Annotated in this window: 15 protein-coding genes; 7 read left to right on the top strand and 8 right to left on the bottom strand. The window is 73.6% G+C overall.

What is annotated here, in order from left to right:
- Positions 1-196 precede the first annotated feature (196 nt).
- The 4 genes from ACLWS4_RS32370 to ACLWS4_RS32355 all read right to left on the bottom strand — a co-directional run bounded on the left by ACLWS4_RS32370 (position 197) and on the right by ACLWS4_RS32355 (position 4,890).
- Complete coding sequence (locus ACLWS4_RS32370; RefSeq protein WP_416876002.1) at positions 197-871, bottom strand: nucleoside/nucleotide kinase family protein; 675 nt, start codon at positions 869-871, stop codon at positions 197-199.
- Between the two features lie 82 nt (positions 872-953).
- The gene (locus ACLWS4_RS32365; RefSeq protein ID WP_416876001.1) at positions 954-1,910 is read right to left on the bottom strand and encodes a S66 peptidase family protein; all 957 of its coding nucleotides are present in this window, start codon (positions 1,908-1,910) and stop codon (positions 954-956) included.
- Positions 1,911-2,032: 122 nt separating this feature from the next.
- Positions 2,033-3,040, bottom strand: coding sequence for a tryptophan--tRNA ligase (gene trpS, locus ACLWS4_RS32360; RefSeq protein ID WP_234348619.1), 1,008 nt, complete (start codon positions 3,038-3,040; stop codon positions 2,033-2,035).
- A gap of 275 nt (positions 3,041-3,315) precedes the next feature.
- The gene (locus ACLWS4_RS32355) at positions 3,316-4,890 is read right to left on the bottom strand and encodes an APC family permease (RefSeq protein ID WP_416876003.1); all 1,575 of its coding nucleotides are present in this window, start codon (positions 4,888-4,890) and stop codon (positions 3,316-3,318) included.
- Between the two features lie 325 nt (positions 4,891-5,215).
- On the opposite strand from ACLWS4_RS32355, the gene ACLWS4_RS32350 reads away from it, so the two are divergent.
- Together ACLWS4_RS32350 and ACLWS4_RS32345 are read left to right on the top strand one after the other, a co-directional pair.
- Positions 5,216-6,331, top strand: coding sequence for an ABC transporter substrate-binding protein (locus ACLWS4_RS32350; RefSeq protein WP_416876000.1), 1,116 nt, complete (start codon positions 5,216-5,218; stop codon positions 6,329-6,331).
- A 321-nt stretch (positions 6,332-6,652) separates the two neighbouring features.
- A complete protein-coding gene (locus tag ACLWS4_RS32345) occupies positions 6,653-7,822 on the top strand; it encodes a hypothetical protein (protein ID WP_416875999.1) in 1,170 nt (389 codons plus the stop codon).
- A 103-nt stretch (positions 7,823-7,925) separates the two neighbouring features.
- Here ACLWS4_RS32345 and ACLWS4_RS32340 read toward each other — a convergent pair whose 3' ends face one another.
- Positions 7,926-8,459, bottom strand: a complete 534-nt coding sequence (locus tag ACLWS4_RS32340) for an NUDIX hydrolase (RefSeq protein WP_049660777.1) — start codon at positions 8,457-8,459, stop codon at positions 7,926-7,928.
- 124 nt (positions 8,460-8,583) lie between these two features.
- Between ACLWS4_RS32340 and ACLWS4_RS32335 the strand changes: the two genes are divergently transcribed.
- Positions 8,584-9,582 (top strand): ATP-grasp domain-containing protein, encoded by a 999-nt coding sequence (locus ACLWS4_RS32335; protein WP_416875998.1) that lies wholly within the window; start codon positions 8,584-8,586, stop codon positions 9,580-9,582.
- Between the two features lie 98 nt (positions 9,583-9,680).
- Here the strand turns inward: ACLWS4_RS32335 and ACLWS4_RS32330 are convergent, their stop codons facing one another.
- The gene (locus ACLWS4_RS32330) at positions 9,681-13,727 is read right to left on the bottom strand and encodes an ABC transporter transmembrane domain-containing protein (protein WP_416875997.1); all 4,047 of its coding nucleotides are present in this window, start codon (positions 13,725-13,727) and stop codon (positions 9,681-9,683) included.
- A 447-nt stretch (positions 13,728-14,174) separates the two neighbouring features.
- On the bottom strand, positions 14,175-14,876 hold the full coding sequence (locus ACLWS4_RS32325; protein WP_416875996.1) for a TetR/AcrR family transcriptional regulator: 702 nt from the start codon (positions 14,874-14,876) through the stop codon (positions 14,175-14,177).
- A gap of 131 nt (positions 14,877-15,007) precedes the next feature.
- On the opposite strand from ACLWS4_RS32325, the gene ACLWS4_RS32320 reads away from it, so the two are divergent.
- The 4 genes from ACLWS4_RS32320 to ACLWS4_RS32305 all read left to right on the top strand — a co-directional run bounded on the left by ACLWS4_RS32320 (position 15,008) and on the right by ACLWS4_RS32305 (position 21,493).
- On the top strand, positions 15,008-16,720 hold the full coding sequence (locus tag ACLWS4_RS32320; protein ID WP_387827563.1) for a carboxyl transferase domain-containing protein: 1,713 nt from the start codon (positions 15,008-15,010) through the stop codon (positions 16,718-16,720).
- Positions 16,721-16,855: 135 nt separating this feature from the next.
- Positions 16,856-19,135, top strand: coding sequence for a biotin carboxylase N-terminal domain-containing protein (locus ACLWS4_RS32315; RefSeq protein ID WP_416875995.1), 2,280 nt, complete (start codon positions 16,856-16,858; stop codon positions 19,133-19,135).
- Positions 19,132-20,124, top strand: coding sequence for a hydroxymethylglutaryl-CoA lyase (locus ACLWS4_RS32310; RefSeq protein ID WP_416875994.1), 993 nt, complete (start codon positions 19,132-19,134; stop codon positions 20,122-20,124). Before ACLWS4_RS32315 ends, ACLWS4_RS32310 begins: the two co-directional genes overlap by 4 nt.
- A gap of 178 nt (positions 20,125-20,302) precedes the next feature.
- A complete protein-coding gene (locus tag ACLWS4_RS32305; RefSeq protein WP_049653907.1) occupies positions 20,303-21,493 on the top strand; it encodes an acyl-CoA dehydrogenase family protein in 1,191 nt (396 codons plus the stop codon).
- 195 nt (positions 21,494-21,688) lie between these two features.
- Here the strand turns inward: ACLWS4_RS32305 and ACLWS4_RS32300 are convergent, their stop codons facing one another.
- Positions 21,689-22,165: a universal stress protein gene (locus ACLWS4_RS32300; protein WP_049653914.1), complete on the bottom strand. Its 477-nt coding sequence runs from the start codon at positions 22,163-22,165 to the stop codon at positions 21,689-21,691.
- Positions 22,166-22,194: the final 29 nt, after the last annotated feature.

Raw genomic sequence — 22,194 nt, 5'->3', positions numbered from 1 at the left:
GTTTCAAACTCTAGCCGATCCCCGCTCCGAAAAGCGAATCCGACCGCAACCCGATAAAACGAGCACGCCGAATAAGCGCCAGGTCACAGCGCCGAAAAGCGCAAACGACCGGCACGAACCGGAAGTGGTGTTTCAGAGGATTGGCCGCTCCGGGACCGTCCGCGCAGACGCGTGTCCGGTGCTCCCTGCCGAGCGACTAGGAAACACTACCCCTGTCCGGCGTCGGAGGCAAACCCGTCCCGGAGACGGTGCGGGTGCAGAGCGCCCGGCCGGGCTTCACATACTCGCCGTTGGGGTGGTCGTTGCCGGTGACCCAGTGGCGGGCGGTGGCCTCGTCACGGCCGCCGTCGCGGTGCCGCCGGAGCAGGCGCTCCTCGCGGACCTCGTCCTCGGCGTGGACGTACCAGAGCTCGTGCAGCAGGCGGCGGGCGTCGGGCCAGGGGGTTTCGGCGGAGGCGAGGTAGTTGCCCTCGGTGATGACGAGCCGGGTCCGCGGGCGGACCACGTGGCGGGCGGCGACCGGCTCGTCCAGGGTGCGGTCGAAGTCCGGGACGTAGATGTCCTGGAACCGGTCGCCGGCGATCCGGCGCAGCAGGGCGACGTAGCCGTGGGCGTCGAAGGTCGCCGGGGCGCCCTTGCGGTGGGCCAGGCCGAGGCGGTCGAGCTGGGCGCCGGAGAGGTGGAAGCCGTCGAGCGGGACGTAGGCGGCGGTGCCGGGGCCTTCGGCCCGCTCGACCTCGGCGACCAGGTGGCGGGCCAGGGTGGACTTGCCGGCGCCGGGCGGGCCGGCAAGTCCGAGGATCGTACGGGCGTTGCTGCCCGGGCCTCGGAGGAAGCCGAGGGCAAGGGCGGTGAGGCGGTCCTCGTTCATGGCCGCACCCTACTCAGCGCGCGCCTCCTGTTCAGTGCACCTCTTTGCTCAGTGCACCTCTTTGCTCAGCGGTCGGCTTTGCTCAGCTGTCGGCGAGGGCGGGCAGGTCCAGGGTGAGGGTGCCTGCGTCGGCGTCGAGCAGGGCGGGCACGCCGAGCGGGACGGTGAGGGTGGAGGGGCAGTGGCCGAAGCCCAGTTCCCAGAGCACGGGGACGCCGAGCCCGCCGAGCCGGTCGAGCATCACGTCCCGGACCCGCTGGGGCCGTCCGCAGCCCTCCCAGGAGCCGAGGGCCAGGCCGGCCACGCCGTCGAGGGCTCCGGAGCGCAGGAGCTGGGTCAGCAGCCGGTCGAGCTGGTAGGGGTGCTCGTTCACGTCTTCGAGCAGCAGGACAGCGCCCTCGTACGAGGGACGGGCGGCGGGCGTGCCGCGCTCGGCGGTGAGGACGTGGAGGCAGCCGCCGGCCGTGACGCCGCGGGCGCGGCCGGGGACGAGCGGGGCGGCGGTGGGCGAGGTGAGGACGGTGACGGCGGCGGGGTCGAAGAGGGTGCGGCGCAGGTGCTCGGCGGTCGGGCCGTCGGAGACGAAGGAGGCGCCGGCGGCCAGCGGTCCGTACAGGGTGGCGAGGCCGAGCCGCCGGGCGAAGGCCTCGTGCAGGGAGCTGACGTCGCTGAAGCCGATGAAGGGCTTGGGGGCGGCGGCGCGCATCGCGGTCCAGTCGAGCAGGTCGACGATGCGGTGCACGCCGTACCCGCCGCGGGCGCAGATGACGGCGTCGACGGCGGGGTCGAGCCAGGCGGTCTGGAGGTCGGCGGCGCGGTCGGCGTCGGTGCCGGCCAGGTAGCCGAGGGTGGGGTGGGTGTCGAGGACGTGCGGGGCGACGGTCACGCGGAGCCCCCAGGAGCGGAGGATCGCGCACCCGGTGGTGAGACGTTCGGCGTCGACGGGACCGCTGGGGGCGACGACGGCGACGTGGTCGCCGGGACGCAGGTGCGGCGGGCGGGTCAGCCCCTGGCCGGGTGTGGTCGGGTGCTGGTCCATGGGCCGGACCACCTTTCGGACGCGGAAGCGGGGTTCGGGCGGTCGCGCCGTGGCCGCGACCGCCCGGTGACGATATGCCCCGTGCCGACCGGCCGATGTCCGCCGGCCGGCGTGAGGGCTCTTCAGATCGCCGCCCCCATCACCTCCCGCACCTCGGCGAGGGTGGCGTCGGCGACGGCGTTGGCCCGCTCGGCGCCGTCGCGCAGGACCTGCCGCAGGTGGCCCCGGTCGGCGGCGAGTTCGGCGCGGCGGGCGCGCAGCGGGCGGAGGAACTCGTTGACGGACTCCGTGACGGTGCGCTTGAGCGCGGCGGCGCCGCCGTCGCCGATCTCCTCGGCGACGGCCTCGGGGGCCCGGTCCTGGCAGAGGGCGGCGAGCAGGACGAGGCTGGAGACCTCGGGCCGGTCGACCGGGTCGTAGCCGATCCGGCGGTCGGCGTCGGTCCTGGCGCCACGGATGATCCGGGCGGTCTCGTCCTCGGTGGCGCCGAGGGCGACGGCGTTGCCCCGGCTCTTGCTCATCTTTCCGCCGTCGGTGCCGAGCAGCATCGGGGCTTCGGAGAGCAGGGCCTGCGGGCGGGGGAAGACGGCGCTGCCGTCGGCGTGCGGGTAGCGCTCGTTGAAGCGGCGGGCGACGGTGCGGGCGACTTCGAGGTGGGGCAGCTGGTCCTGGCCGACTGGGACCAGGTCGGCCTTGCAGAAGAGGATGTCGGCGGCCTGGTGGACGGGGTAGGTGAACATCAGCCCGCTGACGGCGGACTGCCGGGAGTGGGTGATCTCGTCCTTGACGGTGGGGTTGCGGCCCAGCTCGGCGACGCTGACCAGGCTGAGGAAGGGGAGCAGCAGCTGGTTGAGGGCGGGGACGGCGCTGTGCGGGAAGATCGTCGCCCGCTCGGGGTCGAGGCCGGCGGCGAGGTAGTCGAGGACGAGGTTCTCGGTGTGCTCGGCGAGCCGGTCGGCGAGGTCGCGGTCGGTGATGACCTGGTAGTCGGCGACCACGACGAACATCTCGACGCCCTGGTCCTGGAGCCGGACCCGGTTGCGCAGGGTGCCGAAGTAGTGGCCGAGGTGGAGCGGTCCGGTGGGGCGGTCCCCGGTGAGGACGCGGTGGGCTGCCGGGTCGTCGGACAGGACGGACGCGGCGGCGACGGCGGTGGCCGCAGCAGCGGCGGGACCGGCAGTGGTGGGGACGGTGGCGGTAGGGACGGTGGCGGTGGCGGTGGTCAAGGTGTCTCTCCTCGGTACGGCGGTGGTGGTGGCCGTCCGGGGCGAGGGGCCCGTCCTACGGAAAACGCAGCAGGGCCGTCCATCCCGGACGGCCCTGCTCAGGCGAGTGGTGTGGCCGTCCTAGGACGGCCACCAGCACAGGCCGATGAAGCGCTTCATGCGCCCCACGGTAGCGGCAGTCAGTCCTCCACGACCAGTGCCGGGGTGTCCTTGTGCAGCGTCTCGCCGCGGAAGAACTCCGGCCGGATGAAGCCGTACCAGGTCATCAGGCCCGCGCCGAGCAGCAGGATGCCGACGCCGATCACGAAGACCGAGCCGATGCCGAAGACCGAACCGCTGCCGTAGTCGGGGGCCCAGGCGTCGGTGAGGGTCTGGAGGAAGACCGCGGTGAGCAGCACGCCGCCGACGAACGGGGCGACGCCCTTGAGCAGCAGCGCGCGGACACCGGTGCGCAGCGAACCGCGGAAGTACCAGACGCAGGCGAAAGCGGTCAGTGCGTAGTAGAAGCAGATCATCAGACCGAGCGCCAGGATGGTGTCCTGGACGACGTTCTCGCTGATCAGGCTCATCCCGACGTAGAAGACCGCGGTGGCGATGCCCGCCGCGACGGTGGCGTAGCCGGGGGTGCGGAAGCGCGGGTGGACGGCGCCGAAGCGCGGCGGCACGGCGCGGTAGGCGCTCATCGCGAGCAGGGTGCGGGCCACCGGGATGAAGGTGGTCTGCAGGCTGGCGGCGGCGCTGGCGACGACGGCCAGGAAGAGCAGGATGCTCCACGGCGAGCCGAGCACCGGACGGGCCAGCGCGGAGAAGACGTTGTCGGCGGTGGCCGGGTTGCCGAGGCCGTTGCCGGTGCTGCCGACGCCCGCGAACATCTGGGAGGCGATCGCGACCAGCAGGTACGAGCCGACCAGGGTGACCATGGAGATCATCGCGGCGCGACCGGGGGTCTTGGCGCTGCCCTGGGTCTCCTCGTTCATGGTCAGGCAGGTGTCCCAGCCCCAGTACATGAAGATCGACAGCGACAGCCCGGCGGTGAACGCGCTGAACGAGCTGACCTCGAGCGGGTTGAGCCAGGAGAAGGAGAAGCCGATCGAGTCGGGCAGGTCGCCCGAGGCGGCCTTCCCGATGGCGATGACGGAGAAGAGCAGCAGCACGGCCAGCTGGAGGCCGACCAGGCTGTACTGGAACCACTTGGTCGCGGTCATCCCCCGGTAGCTCATCGCGGTGGCGCCGGCGATCAGCAGGACCACGGTGAGCAGGTGGACGGCCTTGTTCTGGTCGAGTTCGGTGACCCAGCCGCTGCCGGTCATCTCCCCGAGCATCAGGTACAGGAAGTCGGTCGCGACCCCGGCCAGGTTGGAGAGCACGATGATGGTCGCCACCGTCAGGCCCCACCCGGCCATCCAGCCGACCCGGGGACCGAAGGCCCGGACACCCCAGGTGAAGGACGTGCCGCAGTCCGGGAAGTCCTTGTTCAGCTCCTTGTACGCGAACGCGACGAGCAGCATCGGCAGGAAGCCGGCCAGGAACACCGCCGGCATCTGCACCCCGACCGCGGTGACGGTCGGGCCGAGTGTGGCGGTCAGGCAGTAGACCGGGGCGACCGTCGAGACGCCCAGCACCACACTGCTCAGCAGGCCGACGGAACCGCCCCGTAGACCCTTGTCCCCCGCTCCCCCAGCGGTCCCCTGATCGACGGGGACCCCACCACTGATGCCACTGACCGGGGCACCCTGCGGAGCGCCGGGCGCCATTGCCCGGCCGCTGCTCGTGTGCTCTGAGAGCTGCTGATCAAACACCAGCGCACCCTAGAGGCGGGCGTGGAAGGTTGAGTAGACCAACCCTTGGTGATCTAAACCACTTGCTTCGATTCGTTCTCGCGACGGCTGTTCGGGTGGATGTATTTACGGCTTGTTAACCCATGTACCTTTGTTTCAAAGGAGTTGGGCCAAGAAAATTTCTCCCTTTTGCCAAGGTTCGACCAGGTTTGCCCCCCGGCCCGGACGGGCCGCTCCCCCCACCGCTCCCCGAGTCGGATAGGTTTGCCTAACCTAATTTCGATCGTGAAAGGAGCGTCGCGTGCCCCCCACCTCCGACGACCCGGTCCTCTCCCCCCGCACCTCCGGCCGTCGCCGGTTCCTCACCGCCGGGATCGCCGGCGGGGCGGTGCTCGGCCTCGGCGGACTCCTCACCGCCTGCGGCAGCTCCGGCGGATCCGGTGGATCGGGCGGCAGTAGCGGTTCGACCCCGGCCGGCGGCGGCTCCTCCCCGAACCAGAAGTCGGTCAAGCAGGGCGGGGACGACTACGCCGCCGTGATCGAGAGGATGAAGGGCTTCGGCACCGACGCCGCCGCCGGCGTCTACCCGCGCACCCTCAGGCACGCGATGGGCGAGACGGTGCTCCCGGCCAGGCCCACCCGGGTCGTGGTGCTGGACACCGGCGAGCTCGACAACGTCGTCGCCCTCGGCATCCAGCCGGTCGGCATCGTGTACACCGACGGCTCCAAGTCCCTGCCGTCCTACCTCAAGGACAAGGCCGGCAGCCCCGCCGCCGTCGGCACCATCAACAGCCTCAACCTGGAGGCCATCGCCGCGCTCAAGCCGGACCTGATCCTCGGCAGCCAGCTGCGCGCCCAGGACCAGTACGCGCAGCTCTCCAAGATCGCGCCGACCGTCTTCTCGCTGCGCCCCGGCTACCCCTGGAAGCAGAACTTCCTGCTCAACGCGAGCACGTTCGGCCTGGAGGCCGAGGCCAAGACCCAGCTCGACGCGTACCAGGCGGCCGCCGCGGCGATCGGCGCGAAGCTCGGCGACAAGCGGCCCACCATCACGCCACTGCGCTTCATGCCGGGCCGCACCCGGCTCTACGCGGAGCTCTCCTTCATCGGCACCATCCTCACCGACGTGCCGCTGCCGCAGCCCGCGATCGAGCAGGTCAAGGAACTCGCGGTGGAGGTCAGCCCGGAGCAGATCGACAAGGCCGACGCCGACTGGATCTTCTACGGCGTGTACGGCAGCCCCAGCTCGACCAACCAGGACGCGGTGCTCGGCGGCGCGCTCTGGAAGACGCTCGGTGCGGTCAAGTCCGGTCAGGCCCGGCCGGTTTCGGACGAGACCTGGTTCCTCGGGCTCGGCGTCATGGCGGCGAACGTGGTGCTCAACGACCTCAAGGGCTTTGTCGCGCCCGGCAGTTGAACCAGGCAGTTGAGCCAGGCAGGTGAATCCGCCGGGTGAGTCCGTCGGGTGAGCCCGGAGTGAACCCGGCCGGCCGGGCCTGGTCGGCGTCGGCGGGCGGAACGGGGCGGTGTTCCGGTCGTACGGCAACAGTGCCCGCCCGGCGCCGTCTTGGGCGATCCCCGGGTGGGCCCCGGGTGGGCCCGCGACGGTCCCTGGGTGATTCCGTGGTGGTATCGCGGCGGTGTCGCGGTGGTATCGCGCACACCACCGGGTTGGACGCTTGGAGCTGATCGCGTGGTGCGGGAGGATCGTCGGGACCGTTTCCCGAAGGGCCCGCAGATGACCTCGCTCCACCCCTCCGCAACCGACCCGTCCCTGCCCGGCCCGCCCCGGGACAGCGCCGGATCCTCGCCCCCGCCCGCCCCGACCGGCTCGCCCGGCTCGCCCGGCTCGCCCGGCTCGGCCGTGCCGATGTGCTCGATCGCGACCGCCACCGAGCCCGGTGCGGCCGCGCCCGGCAGCCCGGAGGCGACGGCCCGCCCCGACTCGGTGCCGCAGCCGCGCAGCCGGTACGACGCGGAGGCGCCGCCCGTCCTGCCCGCGGCCGCTCCGGAGGCCGGTGGCGGACTGGCGGACGGCGACCCGCATGACGATGATCCGACCACGGCACGGCTGCGGGCGGCGTTCGCCGAGCGGCTGCGGGCCGCGCACTTCCAGGGCCGCTCCGTCGCCGAGCTGGCGGCCGCGTGCCGCCGACCGGTCGCGGAGGTGCGGGCCCTGCTCGGCCTCGACGCGGAGGCCGAGGACGGGTTCGTCCGGTTCGGGCCCGTCACCGCAACGACGGAGGGCGGCCCGTCCGTCCCGGCGCAGCGCCCGGCGCACGAGGAGCCGCGGATCCTGGGATCCCGGCGGCCGTCACCCTCCCGGCGCCTGCGCCGGATGCACCCGCAGGCCTCCCGGACAGGGCAGGAGGCGACCGCACGGGAGACGGCCGCGTCCGGCCCGACCGGGCCGGCCCTGCCGGGGGCCACCGGACGGGTGGGCGAACCCGCCGATGCGGCGGAAGTGGCGGCGCGGACGCCGTCGTTCGGGGCCGGCGCTGTCGCCCCCTCTGCTGTCGACACCGGTGCTGTCGACACCGGTGCCGTCGGGTCCGCCGCAGCGGTCTCGTGGGCCGAACCGCCGCTCGGCATCCTGATCGGCGGCAGCCCCGGGCCCGCCGAGGCCCTCGGCCGACCGGAGGAGCGCGCACCGGTCCGCGTGGCGGCCCAGCCGATCCGGGTCGGCCGCGGCACCTGCCTGGTGGTACTGCCCTCCTGGCGGCCCGCCATCGCCGTCTCGGTGCCGACCGAGCAGCTGCTGTCCGCCACCGGGCTCGACCTCGAGCAGCTGGCCGGCGCCCAGCTGACGGTGCTGATGAACCCCGCCGCACTGCACGACCGGGAGCTGGAGCTGCACGGCTGGGAACCCGGTCCGGCCGGGCGGCCCCGGCGCGGCGGGCGCACCTGACCGCTCCGCCGGGCCCGTTCGGCGACTGGCCGAGCGGGCCTGGCGGGGCTTGGCCGGCCTGGTGGATCTGGTGGGCCGAGCAGGTCTGGCGGACTCGGCGGGCCTAGCGGGTGGCCGGGGCGTTCGGGATGTACCCGAGGTCGACGGGCACCGGCGGCCGCCCGTCCACGGCCCAGCCCGTACGGACCGCGTCCAGCAGTTCCGGCAGCGCGGGCGGCCAGAGCGCGTCGGCGTTCTCGTCGGCGAGGTCGGCCGGGGTCCACCAGCGCCAGTCCAGGATCCGGTCGACGGCGTGCACCGCGCTGACGTCGCCGACCGGACCGCGGTGCGGGCCGCCGGTGAGGTAGATGTGCTCGTGCTGGCGGACCGGGGTGCCGTGCCAGGTGAAGTCGTGCTCCCAGGTGCAGAGCAGCGGGCCGGGTTCGAGGTCGCTCCAGCCCGTCTCCTCCCACAGCTCGCGCCGGGCGCCGTCCCACGGGGTCTCGCCCGGTTCCAGGCCGCCTCCCGGCATGGTCCAGTGCACGCCGACCTCGTCGTTGTCCGAACGGAGCAGGAAGACCGAGCCGTTCCCGTCCAGGACCACCGTGCGGGCGGCCTGCCTCGGCCTGCGTTTGCGGGGGCGCAGCAGATTTCGCATCGGGTCACTCTCCCAGCGACCGTCCGGGGCCGTCGAGCGGTTTCGGCACTCCGGTCGGGTGCACGAGCCGGCCGGTCCGTCGTGGCGGGCGCCGGGCCCACCGGTCCGCCGTACCCTGACGGCCATGCCCGCACCCGCGATCATCTTCCCCGCCGATCCGCTCAACCCGCGCCGGCCCGACCCGCACTTCGCCTGGGAGGCCAGGACCCTGCGGGAGTTGGGCGGCGAGCTGCACCTGGTCGACCACGACGGGCTGCTCGCCGGGCGGGCCGAGGAGGCCGTGCTGCGGGTGCCGCGGGACAGCGGCCCGCTCTGGTACCGGGGTTGGATGCTGCCCTCCGCCCGGTACGCCGACTTCGCCGCCGCGCTCACCGCCCGCGGCGGCACCCTGCTGACCAGCGCGCCCGGGTACGCGGCCGCCCATGAACTGCCCGGCTGGTACGGCGTGTTCGAGGGCGCGACCCCGGCCAGCGCGTGGATCCCGTCCGAGGGACCGGTGGCGCCCGGGCCGGCGGAGCTGGCGGAGGCCGCGGCCCGGCTCGGCGGGCGCGGGCCGGCGATCGTCAAGGACTACGTGAAGTCCCGCAAGCACGAGTGGTACGAGGCCTGCTACGTACCCGAGTTGGCCGACCTGGCGGCCGTCGGCCGGGTGGTCGGACGGTTCGTCGAACTGCAGGGCGAGTTCCTGGCGGGCGGCGTGGTGCTGCGGCGGTACGAGGAGTTCGAGGGCGCGGACGTCCCGGCGGCGGGACCGGTCGGCGTGAACGGTGCGAGCCGTACGGGCGGTGCGGCCTGTACGGCTGGTGCGGCCGGGCCGGAGCGGGCGGACGGCGGCGCGCCGGGGAGCGGCGGGCGGGCCGTGGAGGCCCGGGTGTGGTGGCTGGACGGCCGGCCCGTCCTGGTCGGGCCGCACCCGGACGCCCCGCGCCGGGCCGTCGAGCCCGACCTCACCGACGTCCCGGCGCTGGTCCGCCGGCTCGGCTGCCGCTTCGTGACCACCGACCTCGCCAGCCGGGCGGACGGCTCCGGCTGGCGGGTGGTCGAGGTCGGGGACGGGCAGGTGAGCGACCTGCCGCGCGGGATCGACGCCTCGGAGCTGCTGGCCTCGCTGATCACCGCCTGACTGCCTGACGGTCCGCGCGGGGGGACCGTCAGGCGGCTCGGAGTGTTCGGGCTCCGGGTTCGGGGCCACGCGTGCGGGCCTCCGGGTGCGGGGCCGCCCTATCCGGCGGCGACGGCCTCGGCCGCCGGGTGGCCGTCGGCGATGAACGCCTGCCAGAGCCGGCTGTAGGTGCCGCCCCGGGCGAGCAGTTCGGTGTGCGTGCCGTCCTCGACCACCCGGCCGTGGTCCAGCACGACCACCCGGTCGGCGCGCTCGGCGGTGGTCAGGCGGTGGGCGATGACCAGGGTGGTCCGGCCGCCGCTGAGCCGGTCCGCGGCCTGGTTGACGGCCGCCTCGGTGGCCAGGTCGAGCGCCGCCGTGGCCTCGTCGAGCAGCAGGATGTCCGGGTCGACCAGCTCGGCCCGGGCCAGCGCGATCAGCTGGCGCTGGCCCGCCGAGAGGTTGCGCCCGCGGCCGGCCACCTCGTGGTCGTAGCCGTCCGAGAGCCGGACGATCATGTCGTGCGCGCCGACCGCCCGGGCCGCCGCCTCCACCTCGGCCGCCGAGGCGCCCGGCCGGCCGTAGGCGATCGCCTCGCGGACCGTGCCCGCGAAGAGGTACGCCTCCTGCGGCACCACGCCCAGGCGGTGGCGGTACTGCGCCAGGTCGTAGCGGGTGAGGTCGACCCCGTCCACCCGGACGGTGCCCTCCGTCGCGTCGTAGAACCGGGCGACCAGCTTCACCAGCGTCGACTTGCCGGCGCCGGTCTCGCCGACCAGCGCCACCGTCTGTCCGGCCGGGATGTGCAGGTCCACGCCGCTCAGCACGGTCGGGGCGCCGTCCGCGCCGCCGTTGTAGGCGAAGCCGACCCCCTCGAAGGAGATCTCGCCGCGCAGGCCCCCGGCCACCGGGACCGGGTCTGCCGCCTCCGCGGTGGCGGTCGGGGTGCGCAGCAGCTCGCGGATGCGGCCGAGGCCCACCGAGGCCTGCTGGTACCCGTCGAACACCTGGGACAGCTGGTTGACCGGCGCGAAGAACAGGTCGATGTAGAGCAGGTACGCGACCAGCGCACCGACCGTCAGCGTCCCGGCGTCGACCCGGGCAGCGCCGACGATCAGCACCAGCGCGGCGGCCACGCTGGAGAGGAACTGGACGAACGGGAAGTACAGCGAGATGTAGAGCTGGGCCCGGACCCGGGCCTCGCGGTAGGCGATGCCGCGGGCCACGAAGCGGTCGGTGTTGGTGTCCAGGCGGCGGAAGGCCTGGACGATCCGCATGCCGGCCACGTTCTCCTGGAGGTCGGCGTTGACGGTGCTGATCAGGTCGCGGGAGCGCTCGTACTGGTCCTTGGACTTCTTGCGGAACACCAGGGTGGCGATCACCAGCAGCGGCAGGACCGCGAAGACCACCAGGGCCAGGCCGGCGTCGATGATCAGCAGGGCGGCGAAGATCCCGGCGAAGGTCAGCAGGCTGACCACGGCGGTGACCATGCCGGTCTGGAGGAAGGAGGTCAGCGAGTCCAGGTCGGTGGTCATCCGGGTCATGATCCGGCCGGTCAGCTCGCGCTCGTAGTAGTCCAGGCCGAGCCGGTTGAGGTGGGCGAAGATCTTGAGTCGGAGCGTGTAGAGGACCCGCTCGCCGGTACGGCCGCTGACCCGGTTCTCGGCGCTCTGCACCACCCAGTCCAACAGGACCACGACGAGAGCGGCGAGCGAGGCCACCGCGACGCCGGACATCAGGCCCTTGCGGACGCCTTCGTCGATGCCGTGCCGGATCAGCACCGGCAGCACCAGCCCGGCCGCCGCGTCCAGGGCGACCAGCAGGAGGGCGATGAGCAGCGGGGTGCGGAAGGGGCGCAGCAGGCGGCTCAGGCTGAAGTCGGGGTCACCGGCCTCGGCCTCGGCGCGGGGGACGGCCGGGACGTCGGAGGCGGGCGGGAGGGCCGCGACCTTGTCCAGCAGGTCGGGGTCGGCGGTGCGGGCGGCCTTGGCCAGGGCGGGGGTGGGGAGGGCGGGGGTGGCCGGGGTCGCCGGGGTTCCGGGGGTTGCGCCGGCTCCAGGGGTTGCGCTGGCTCCGGGGGTTGCGCCGGTTGCGGGGGTTCCGGGTGCCTCTGCGGACGCCGGCTCGTCGGACGCTGCTTCGAGGGCGGACTGCCGGTCGGCGTGACCGGCCTCGGGATCGGTGATCAGGGCCCGGTACTGGGGACATCGGGCTTCGAGTTCCTCGTGCGTTCCGAGGTCCAGCAGCCGGCCGCGCTCCAGCACGGCGATCCGGTCGGCGAGTTGGAGGGTCGAGCGGCGGTGGGCGATCAGCAGCGTGGTGCGGCCGGTCATCACCGAGCGCAGCGCGTCGTGGATCTCCGCCTCGATCTGCGGGTCGACCGCCGAGGTGGCGTCGTCCAGCAGCAGGATCCGGGGGTCGGTGAGGATCGCCCGGGCCAGCGCGATGCGCTGGCGCTGGCCGCCGGAGAGCGTCAAGCCCTGCTCGCCGACCTTGGTGTCGTAGCCGTCCGGCAGCGCGCGGACGAACTCGTCGGCCTGGGCGGCGCGGGCGGCGGCGACCACCTGCTCGTCCGTCGCGTCCGGGCGGCCGTAGGCGATGTTGGTGCGGACCGTCTCGGAGAAGAGGAAGCTTTCCTCGGGGACGATGCCGACCGTGGCGCGGACCGAGTCCAGGGTGAGGTCGCGCAGGTCGTGGCCGTACAGGCGGACGGTGCCGGCGGCCGGGTCGTAGAAGCGGGGCACCAGCTGGGCCACCGTCGACTTGCCGGAGCCGGAGGCGCCGACCAGGGCGAGGGTCTCGCCGGGGGCCAGCTTCAGGCTGAGGCCGTGCAGGACGGGGGCGGGGTGCTCGGGGTCGTAGCGGAACTCGACCCGGTCGAACTCCAGGGCGATGTCGGGGGTCCGCGGGCCGACGAGCGCTCCTCCCGGAGTGCTCTGCGGCGCGCTCTGCGGGCTCTCGCCGTGCGCGAGGTCCAGAGTGCGGGCGTCCGGGCGCTCCTGGACCAGCGGGCGCTCGTCGATCAGCTGCAGGACGCGCTCCACCCCGGCCCGGGCCTGCTGGCCGACGGTGATGACCATGGTCAGCATCCGCACCGGGCCGGTCATCTGGGCGACGTACGTGGAGAAGGCGACGAAGGTCCCGAGGGTGACCCTGCCGTCGACGGCCAGCCAGCCGCCGAAGGCCAGGACGCCGACCTGGGCGAGCGCCGGGATCGCCTGCATCGCCGGGTTGTAGCGGGCGTTGAGCCGGATCGACCGGAGCCGGGCCGCGAAGAGGTTGCGGGAGGCCGTCTCCAGCTTGTCGAGCTCCTGGGCCTCCTGGCCGAAGCCCTTGACGACGCGGACGCCGCCGATCGCGCCGTCCACCACGCCCGCGACGGCCGCCGCCTCCTGCTGGGCGGCCCAGGTGGCGGGGAAGAGGCGCTTGCGGCTGAACGCCGAGACCCACCACAGCGCGGGGGCCATGACCACGGTGATCAGAGTGAGCGGCGGGGACAGCCAGACCATCACGACCAGCGACATGACGAACATCAGCAGGTAGCCGGTCATCATCGGCAGCATCGAGAGCAGGCCGTTGACCAGTTGGAGGTCGGAGGTCGCGCGCCCCACCACCTGCCCGGTGTCCAGCCGGTCCTGGCGGTGGCCGTCCAGCCGTCCGAGCGAGCGGAACAGGTCGCTGCGCATCTCGTGCTGGACGTCCACCGCGAGCTGGCCGCCGTAGTAGCGGCGGACCTGGGTGCAGCCGAAGACCACGAGGGCCGCGAGCAGCAGCACCACCGCCCAGGGGGCCAGCGAACGGGTGCGGGCGACGATGACGTCGTCGATGATCAGCTTGGTGACCAGCGGCACCAGTGCGGTGACGGCCATGCCGAGGAGCGAGGCTCCGAAGGCGAAGAGCAGGCTGCGGCGGGACCGCCAGCTGTAGCCGACCAGGCGGCTGAGCCAGCCGGTCGACTCGGCGGCGCTCTCGGGGGCGGGCTCAGAAGCCTCGGCGCTCTTGGCGGCGGGCCGGACGTTGTCGGGGGCGGGCTCGGCGTCTTCGGCGGCCGGCCCGGTGTTCCCGACGGCGGCCTGCGGGCTGTCGACGGGGGCCTCCGGGGTCGTGCCGGGGGCCGGGGGGCCGCTCGGGGATTGCTCCACCGTGGATCCGTGAGTCTCAGGCATATTTAGGGATGCTAACCATTTCGTCGGGTGGTCGCCACGGCGTTTTCCGCCCCGGGCGGGTTCGGAACGGGCCCTGACAGCCCGGATCATCCGGTCCGGCGGACTCGCCAACAGTCGATGGCCTGCGGTGATTCCCGGCCGAACACTCGCATGGCCCACTCCGCCCGGGCCATTTCCAGAGTCGCCGACGACCCTCGCGACACCCAGCGGCCACGGGCGGACGGGCGCCGTCCTTTGGGACTAGGCCTCCGGACGGGCCAACGGCCGGCTGCGGGCGGGCTCCGGGCGGGCTACCGATAGGGACGTTCACCGGCAGACCTTCGCTCCCGACCATTCTCCGCCGGGCCGCTCTTCGTCGAAAACGAAGCCGGGAACGGAGCCGAGGGCGGAACCTGGGCCGGAGCCGAAGCCGGGAGCAGAGCCGGGGCCGAGGCCGGGGATGCGGGCTCAGGCCTCCGCGGCCGCCGGACCGCCGACGGGAGCGACAGCGGCGCCGGGGACGACAGGGCCGCCGGGGCCGCCGGCCGAGCCCGCGGCCGCTGCGAACGCGCCGTGGGCGAGGGCGTGGAGCAGGGCGGCCATGCCGTCGCGCTGGAGGGCGGCGCGCTCGCCCTGGTCGGGGTTCGGGCCGAGGCTGTGCGGGGTCGAGTTGATCAGGCCGAAGACGGCGTGCACGGCGGCCCGGGCCACCGGCTCGGCGGCGGGTTCGGCCAACGGCGGGTAGGCCTGCCGGACCACGTCCACCCACAGTTCGACGTAGCCGCGCTGGAGCCGGCGGACGGTGCGCCGGTCCTCCTCCTTGAGGTTCAGCAGCTCGCGGTCGTGCAGGGTGATCAGGTCCCGGTCGCCCAGCGCGAAGTCGACGTGGCCGCTGATCAGCGCGTCCAGCGTGGCGGCCGGGCCCGCGCCGCCGCCCGCGCGGCGGCGCCCCTCGTCCAGCAGGCGCTCGCTGATGCCGATCAGCAGGTCCGCGAGCATCGCGTCCTTGCCGGCGAAGTGGCGGTAGAGCGCGGGGCCGCTGATGCCGACGGCCTTGCCGATCTCGTCCACGCCCACGCCGAGGAAGCCCCGGGCGGCGAACAGCCTCGCGGCCTCCCTGCGGATCTGGTCACGGCGGGGGAGCGCGGAGGCGGCGGGGACGTTGGGCATGCCGTCCATCGTAGACAGTCGGGTTATCGGCCGTTAACCTGGGCGCGTAAGTTAACGTTAATTAACGTGGCGATCACGGGCGGACCGCACCCGGCTGCCCACCTGGTCCGAGGGCAAGGGAGCTCTTGGGAATGGTCAACTCAACCGCCGGCACACCCACCGGCGTCCGGCTCGTCGCAGCGACCGGCACGGCGGCGGCGCCCGGCGCCGCCCCGGCCGCGGCAGCCGCACCGGCACCCCGGCTCGGCAGCTCCGCCGACCCGGGCTCCGAGGCGTACCGCGCCAACACCGAGGCGCACCGCGCCCTGGTCGCCGAGCTGCGCGCGAAGCTCGACGCGGCCGCCCTGGGCGGCGGCGCCAAGGCCCGCGCCCGGCACACCTCACGCGGCAAGCTGCTGCCCCGCGACCGCGTGGACACCCTGCTCGACCCGGCCTCCCCCTTCCTGGAGCTGGCCCCGCTGGCCGCCGACGGGATGTACGACGGCGCGGCCCCCGCGGCCGGAGTGATCGCCGGCATCGGCCGGGTCGCCGGGCGCGAGGTGGTGGTGGTCGCCAACGACGCCACCGTCAAGGGCGGCACCTACTACCCGATGACGGTGAAGAAGCACCTGCGCGCCCAGGAGGTCGCGCTGGAGAACCGGCTGCCCTGCGTCTACCTGGTGGACTCCGGCGGCGCCTTCCTCCCGATGCAGGACGAGGTCTTCCCGGACCGCGACCACTTCGGCCGGATCTTCTACAACCAGGCCAAACTCTCCGCCGCGGGCATCCCGCAGATCGCCGCCGTGCTCGGCTCGTGCACGGCCGGCGGCGCGTACGTCCCGGCGATGAGCGACCAGGCCGTGATCGTCCGCAACCAGGGCACGATCTTCCTGGGCGGTCCGCCGCTGGTGAAGGCCGCCACCGGCGAGGTGGTCACCGCCGAGGAGCTGGGCGGCGGCGAGCTGCACTCCCGCACCTCGGGCGTGACGGACCACCTGGCCGAGGACGACACCCACGCCCTCTCCATCGTCCGCACGATCGTGGCCGGGCTCGGCCCGCGCGAGGCCAGGCCGTGGCCGCTCACCCCGGTCGAGCCGCCGGCCGTCGACCCGGCCGGCCTGTACGGCGCCGTGCCGGTCGACCCGCGCACGCCCTACGACGTGCGCGAGGTGATCGCCCGCCTGGTGGACGGCAGCCGGTTCGCCGAGTTCAAGGCCGAGTACGGCGCCACCCTGGTCACCGGCTTCGCCCGGATCCACGGCCACCCGGTCGGTATCGTCGCCAACAACGGCGTGCTGTTCGCCGAGTCCGCCCTCAAGGGCGCCCACTTCATCGAGTTGTGCGACCAGCGCGGCATCCCCCTCCTCTTCCTCCAGAACATCACCGGGTTCATGGTCGGCCGGCAGTACGAGGCGGGCGGCATCGCCAAGCACGGCGCCAAGATGGTCAACGCCGTCGCCTGCACCCGCGTCCCGAAGCTGACCGTGGTGATCGGCGGATCGTACGGAGCCGGCAACTACTCGATGTGCGGCCGGGCCTACTCACCCCGCTTCCTGTGGATGTGGCCGGGCGCCAAGATCTCCGTGATGGGCGGCGAGCAGGCGGCCTCCGTCCTCGCCACCGTCCGCCGCGACCAGTTGGAGGCGCACGGCGAGCAGTGGCCGACCGAGGCGGAGGAGGAGTTCAAGCGCCCCGTCCGCGAGCAGTACGAGCGCCAGGGCAACGCCTACTACGCCACCGCCCGGCTCTGGGACGACGGCGTGATCGACCCGATGGACACCCGCACCGTCGTCGGTCTCGCCCTCACCGCCTGCGCCAACGCCCCGCTGGCGCCGCCCGCTCCGTACGGCGTCTTCCGCATGTGACGCCTCCTCGTGTCACCCCCGCGTCCGTGAATCCTCCCTTCCGGGTGTGACTCCCTGCGGCGCCGGCCCACCCGGGCCGGCGCCCGACCGCCACCTCCTTCGTACGGCTCCCCTCGACCCGGAGGAACGCCTCCCATGTTCGACACAGTTCTGGTCGCCAACCGCGGCGAGATCGCCCTGCGGGTGATCCGCACCCTGCGACGGCTCGGCGTCCGTTCGGTCGCCGTGTTCAGCGACGCGGACGCCGACGCGCCGCACGTCCGCGAGGCCGACGTCGCGGTCCGGCTCGGCCCGGCCGACCGCAGCGACAGCTCGGCGACCGAGACGTACCTGCGGACCGACCAGATCCTGGCCGCCGCCCGCCGCACCGGCGCCCAGGCCGTCCACCCCGGCTACGGCTTCCTCGCCGAGAACGCCGGCTTCGCCCGCGCCTGCGCCGACGCGGGCCTCGTCTTCATCGGACCACCTCCCGGTGCGGTCGAGCTGATGGGCGACAAGATCAACGCCAAGGAGGCCGTCCGGGCCGCCGGCGTCCCGGTGGTCCCCGGCAGCCAGGCCACCGCGCCCACCGACGAGGACCTCGTCGCCGCCGCCGACGAGATCGGCTACCCGGTGCTGCTCAAGCCGTCCGCCGGCGGTGGCGGCAAGGGCATGCGCCTCGTGCGGGACCGCGCCGACCTGCCCACCGAGATCGCCGCCGCCCGCCGCGTCGCCCGCACCGCCTTCGGCGACGACACCCTGCTGCTGGAGCGCTGGGTCGACCGGCCACGCCACATCGAGGTGCAGGTGCTCGCCGACGCCCACGGCACCACCGTCCACCTCGGCGAGCGCGAGTGCAGCCTGCAGCGCCGCCACCAGAAGCTGATCGAAGAGGCTCCCTCCGTTCTCCTCAATGCCGAGACCCGTGCCGCGATGGGCGCCGCGGCCGTCCGCGCCGCGGAGTCCTGCGGCTACACCGGTGCCGGCACCGTGGAGTTCATCGTTCCCGGCATCGACCCGGACGCCCCCGCCTCCGCCGCCGAGGGGGTGCGGGACTTCTTCTTCATGGAGATGAACACCCGCCTCCAGGTGGAACACCCCGTCACCGAGCTCGCCGTGGCCGTCGGCGCGGACGCGGCCCGGCTCGACCTGGTCGAGTGGCAGGTGCGCGTCGCCGCCGGCGAAGCGCTCTCCTTCGCCCAGTCCGACATCTCCTTCCTGGGCCACGCCATCGAGGCCCGCATCTGCGCCGAGGACCCGGAACGGGACTTCCTGCCCACCGGCGGCCGCATCCTCACCCTGGACGAGCCCCGGGGCGAGGGCATCCGCGTCGACTCCGGGGTCGCCCCCGGAACCGTCGTCACCAGCGCCTACGACCCCATGCTCGCCAAGGTCATCGCGTACGGGCCCGACCGCCCGACCGCGCTGCGCCGGCTCCGCGCGGCGCTGGCCGACACCCGCATCCTGGGTGTCACCACCAACACCGGCTTCCTGCGCCGACTGCTCGCCCACCCCGAGGTCGCCGCCGGCCGGCTGGACACCGGCCTCGTGGAGCGGACGGCCCAGGAGCAGCCGGCCCTGCTCACCTCGCCGTACTCCCCCACGAACGCGACCGACCCGGACGCGGCCGACCCCGACGCGGCCTCGGCGGCCGAACCGCCGTCGCCCGCTCACCTCCTCTACTACGCGGCCGCGCTGGCACGGCACCTGGAACTCACTCCGCCCGCCGATCCCGGTGGCTGGACCGACCCGTTCTCCCTTCCCTCCGGCTGGCGCCTGGGCGGCACCCCTGCCTGGACCACCCACCGACTCCGCACCCCCGGCCAGGACCCGGTGGCGGTGAGCATCCGTCCGATCACTGCGGGCAACGTAGCCGATGCCACTGACAATTCCGCCGGGCCCGTCCGCGAGCTGGAGCTCCGGATCGACGGGGGCCCCGCGCACCGCGCCCGCGCGAGCCTGGCCGGCGACCGGCTGCACCTGACCGTCGACGGCCTCCGGACCACGTTCTCGCTGGCCACCGACGCCACCCCCGGCCCCGCCGCCGGACCGGCGACCTGGCTCGGCGTCGAGGGCGACGCCTGGCCGCTGCACGCCTACGACCCGGTCGTCGAGAGCGCCACCGGGGCCGGTGCGCACCACGGCGCCCTGACCGCCCCGATGCCCGGCACCGTCACCGTCGTCAAGACCACGGCGGGCGAGACGGTCCGCAAGGGACAGCCCCTGCTCGTGCTGGAGGCCATGAAGATGGAACACGTGATCGCCGCACCGCACGACGGCGTGGTGGCCGAGCTGCGGGCCACCGCCGGCGCCACCGTCGCGATGGAGGACCTGCTGGTCGTGGTCACCCCGGTCGAGGACGCGTCGGCCGAGGGCACCCCGGCCGGGCCGGCCGCCGCCACCGTCCCCGCCGGGCCCGCGGAGGTGCGGTCGTGACCACCCCCGCCCCCGCCCGCGAGCCCGACGCCCTCGACCTGGGCCTGCCCGATCCGGTCCGCGCCCCCGGCCTGCCCGAGGAGGTCCGGATCCACGAGGTCGGGCCGCGCGACGGCCTGCAGAACGAGAAGTCCCTGGTGCCGGTCGAGGTCAAGGCCGAGTTCATCGCCCGGCTCGCGGCCGCCGGGCTGCGCACCGTCGAGGCCACCAGCTTCGTTCACCCGAAATGGGTACCGCAGCTGGCCGACGCCGAGGAGCTGGTCCCCCGGCTCGCCGGTCTGCCGGAGCTCCACCCCGGCCTGCGGCTGCCGGTGCTGGTGCCCAACGAGCGCGGCCTGGACCGCGCGCTCGCCCACCACGCCGCCGACATCGCGGTGTTCGCCAGCGCCACCGAGACCTTCGCCCGCCGCAACCTCAACCGCTCTGCGGACGAGGCCATGGCGATGTTCCGCCCGGTCGTGGGCCGGGCCACCGAGGCCGGGGTCGCGGTCCGCGGCTACCTCTCGATGTGCTTCGGCGACCCGTGGGAGGGCCCCGTCCCGGTCGACCAGGTGGTCCGGTACGGCGTGCGGTTGCTGGAGCTGGGCTGCGCGGAGCTGAGCCTCGGCGACACCATCGGGGTCGCCACCCCGGGCCAGGTCACCGCCCTGCTGGCGGGTTTCGCGCGGGCCGGCGTCCCGGTCGACCGGCTCGCCGTGCACTTCCACGACACCTACGGCCAGGCGCTCAGCAACACCCTGGCGGCCCTGCGCGAGGGCGTCACCACGGTGGACGCCTCGGCGGGCGGCCTGGGCGGCTGCCCGTACGCGAAGAGCGCCACCGGCAACCTGGCCACCGAGGACCTGGTCTGGATGCTGCACGGGCTCGGCATCCGGACCGGCGTCGACCTGCGCTCCCTCGTCGCGACCAGCGGGTGGATGGCCGGGCGCCTCGGCCGCCCGAGCCCGTCCCGCACCGTCCAGGCCCTGCTCGGCTCCGCCGGGGGCTGACCGCCCGCTCCCGTCCCCGGCGCCGGCCGCCCGCACCATCCGGCCGGCGCCCCGCACCACCCGCACCGATCGACAGTCCATCCCTCAATCGCACCGTGCGACCGTCACACCGTCCGACGGACGCCGGTCACCCCGCTCACGTCCGCGGCCGACCCGGCCGGGCGCCAGGAGGATCACCATGCTCGACCACAGGCTCAGCAGCGAGTACGAGGAACTGCGGCGCACCGTCGCCGAATTCGCCCAGGACGTGGTGGCGCCGAAGATCGGCGAGTTCTACGAGCGGGAGGAGTTCCCGTACGAGATCGTCCGGGAGATGGGGCGGATGGGCCTCTTCGGCCTGCCCTTCCCGGAGGAGTACGGCGGCATGGGCGGCGACTACTTCGCCCTCGGCCTCGCCCTGGAGGAACTCGCCCGCGTGGACTCCTCGGTGGCGATCACCCTGGAGGCCGCCGTCTCGCTCGGCGCGATGCCGATCTACCGGTTCGGCACCGAGGAGCAGAAGCGCGAGTGGCTGCCCCGGCTGACCTCGGGCGAACTCCTCGGCGCCTTCGGCCTCACCGAGCCGGAGGGCGGGTCGGACGCGGGGGCCACCCGGACCACGGCGCGGTACGACGAGGCCACCGACGAGTGGGTCATCAACGGGACCAAGTGCTTCATCACCAACTCCGGCACCGACATCACCGGCCTGGTCACCGTCACCGCGCTCACCGAACCGATCGCTCGTTCGAGTGAAGAGGGCGAATTCCGCTCGCCTGCACGGGAGATCTCCTCCATCATCGTGCCCACCGGGACCCCCGGCTTCCAGGTCTCGAAGAAGTACTCGAAGGTCGGGTGGAACGCATCCGACACCCGCGAACTGTCCTTTACCGACTGCCGCGTTCCCGCGGCCAACCTGCTGGGCGAGCGTGGCCGAGGCTACGCCCAGTTCCTGCGGATCCTCGACGAGGGCCGCATCGCGATCGCGGCCCTGGCCACCGGCCTGGCCCAGGGCTGCGTCGACGAGTCCGTGAAGTACTCCGGCGAGCGCCGGGCCTTCGGCCGGCCGATCGGCGCCAACCAGGCCATCCAGTTCAAGCTTGCCGACATGGAGCTGCGCGCCCACACCTCCCGCCTGGCCTGGCGGGACGCCGCTTCCCGGCTGCTGCACGGCGAACCGTTCAAGAAGGAGGCCGCGATCGCGAAGCTGTACTCGTCCGAGGCCGCCGTCGACAACGCCCGCGAGGCGACCCAGATCCACGGCGGGTACGGCTTCATGAACGAATTCCCGGTCGCCCGCTTCTGGCGCGACTGCAAGATCCTGGAAATCGGGGAGGGCACGTCTGAGGTCCAGCGCATGCTCATCGCCCGGGAGCTCGGCGTCGGTTCGTGACGACCGCATCCTGACGGTCGCCTCCTTAGCCACGCCCACCGGGCCGGCACACCGGTCAACACAGCGCTCCGCAAAGAGAGTTGGGGAGCGCAACGGCGAAGGAGGCGTCAGGGGAAGGCGTCAGGAGAAAACAGCAGGAGGAGGCGTAGGAGGAGGTGTCGCGGCGGCTTCGGGAGAAGCCGCCGGAACAGGGCCTCAGGGGATCACGATCACCGGGCGGTTGGCCCGCCGCGCCAGCCGTCCGGAGACCGAGCCGAAGATCTTGCCGAGAAGGCCGTGCGTCGTGCCGACGACGATCGCGTCGGCGGCGTACTCACGGCCGACCTCCTCGATCTCGTGGCAGATGTCCCCTCCGCGCTCGACCAGGATCCACGGCACCCCGGTGAGGAAGTCCGCGCAGGCGAGCTCCAGGCCGAGGACCTCGGTCCGGTGGTCGGGGAGGTCGACGAAGACGGGCGGCTCGCAGCCCGCCCAGACCGTGGCGGGCAGGCGGTTGGCGACGTGCACGATCACCAGGCCGCACTGCGAGCGGCGCGCCATGCCGACGGCGTAGGCGAGGGCGCGCTCGCTCGACAGCGAGCCGTCGAAGCCGACCACCACACCGTGCTGGAACACCGGGTCGAGGGACGGCGCCGGGGTGTCCTGCCCGGACGGCTCGGTGGGCCCGCCCAGCGGGCCGGCCGCGCCGGAAGCCGCCTCCG

The sequence above is a fragment of the Kitasatospora sp. SC0581 genome (assembly GCF_048159585.1).
In the GTDB taxonomy this organism is placed as follows: domain Bacteria; phylum Actinomycetota; class Actinomycetes; order Streptomycetales; family Streptomycetaceae; genus Kitasatospora.
Note: the sequence above shows the minus strand (reverse complement) of the source record. Positions and strands in the feature narration are given on the sequence as shown.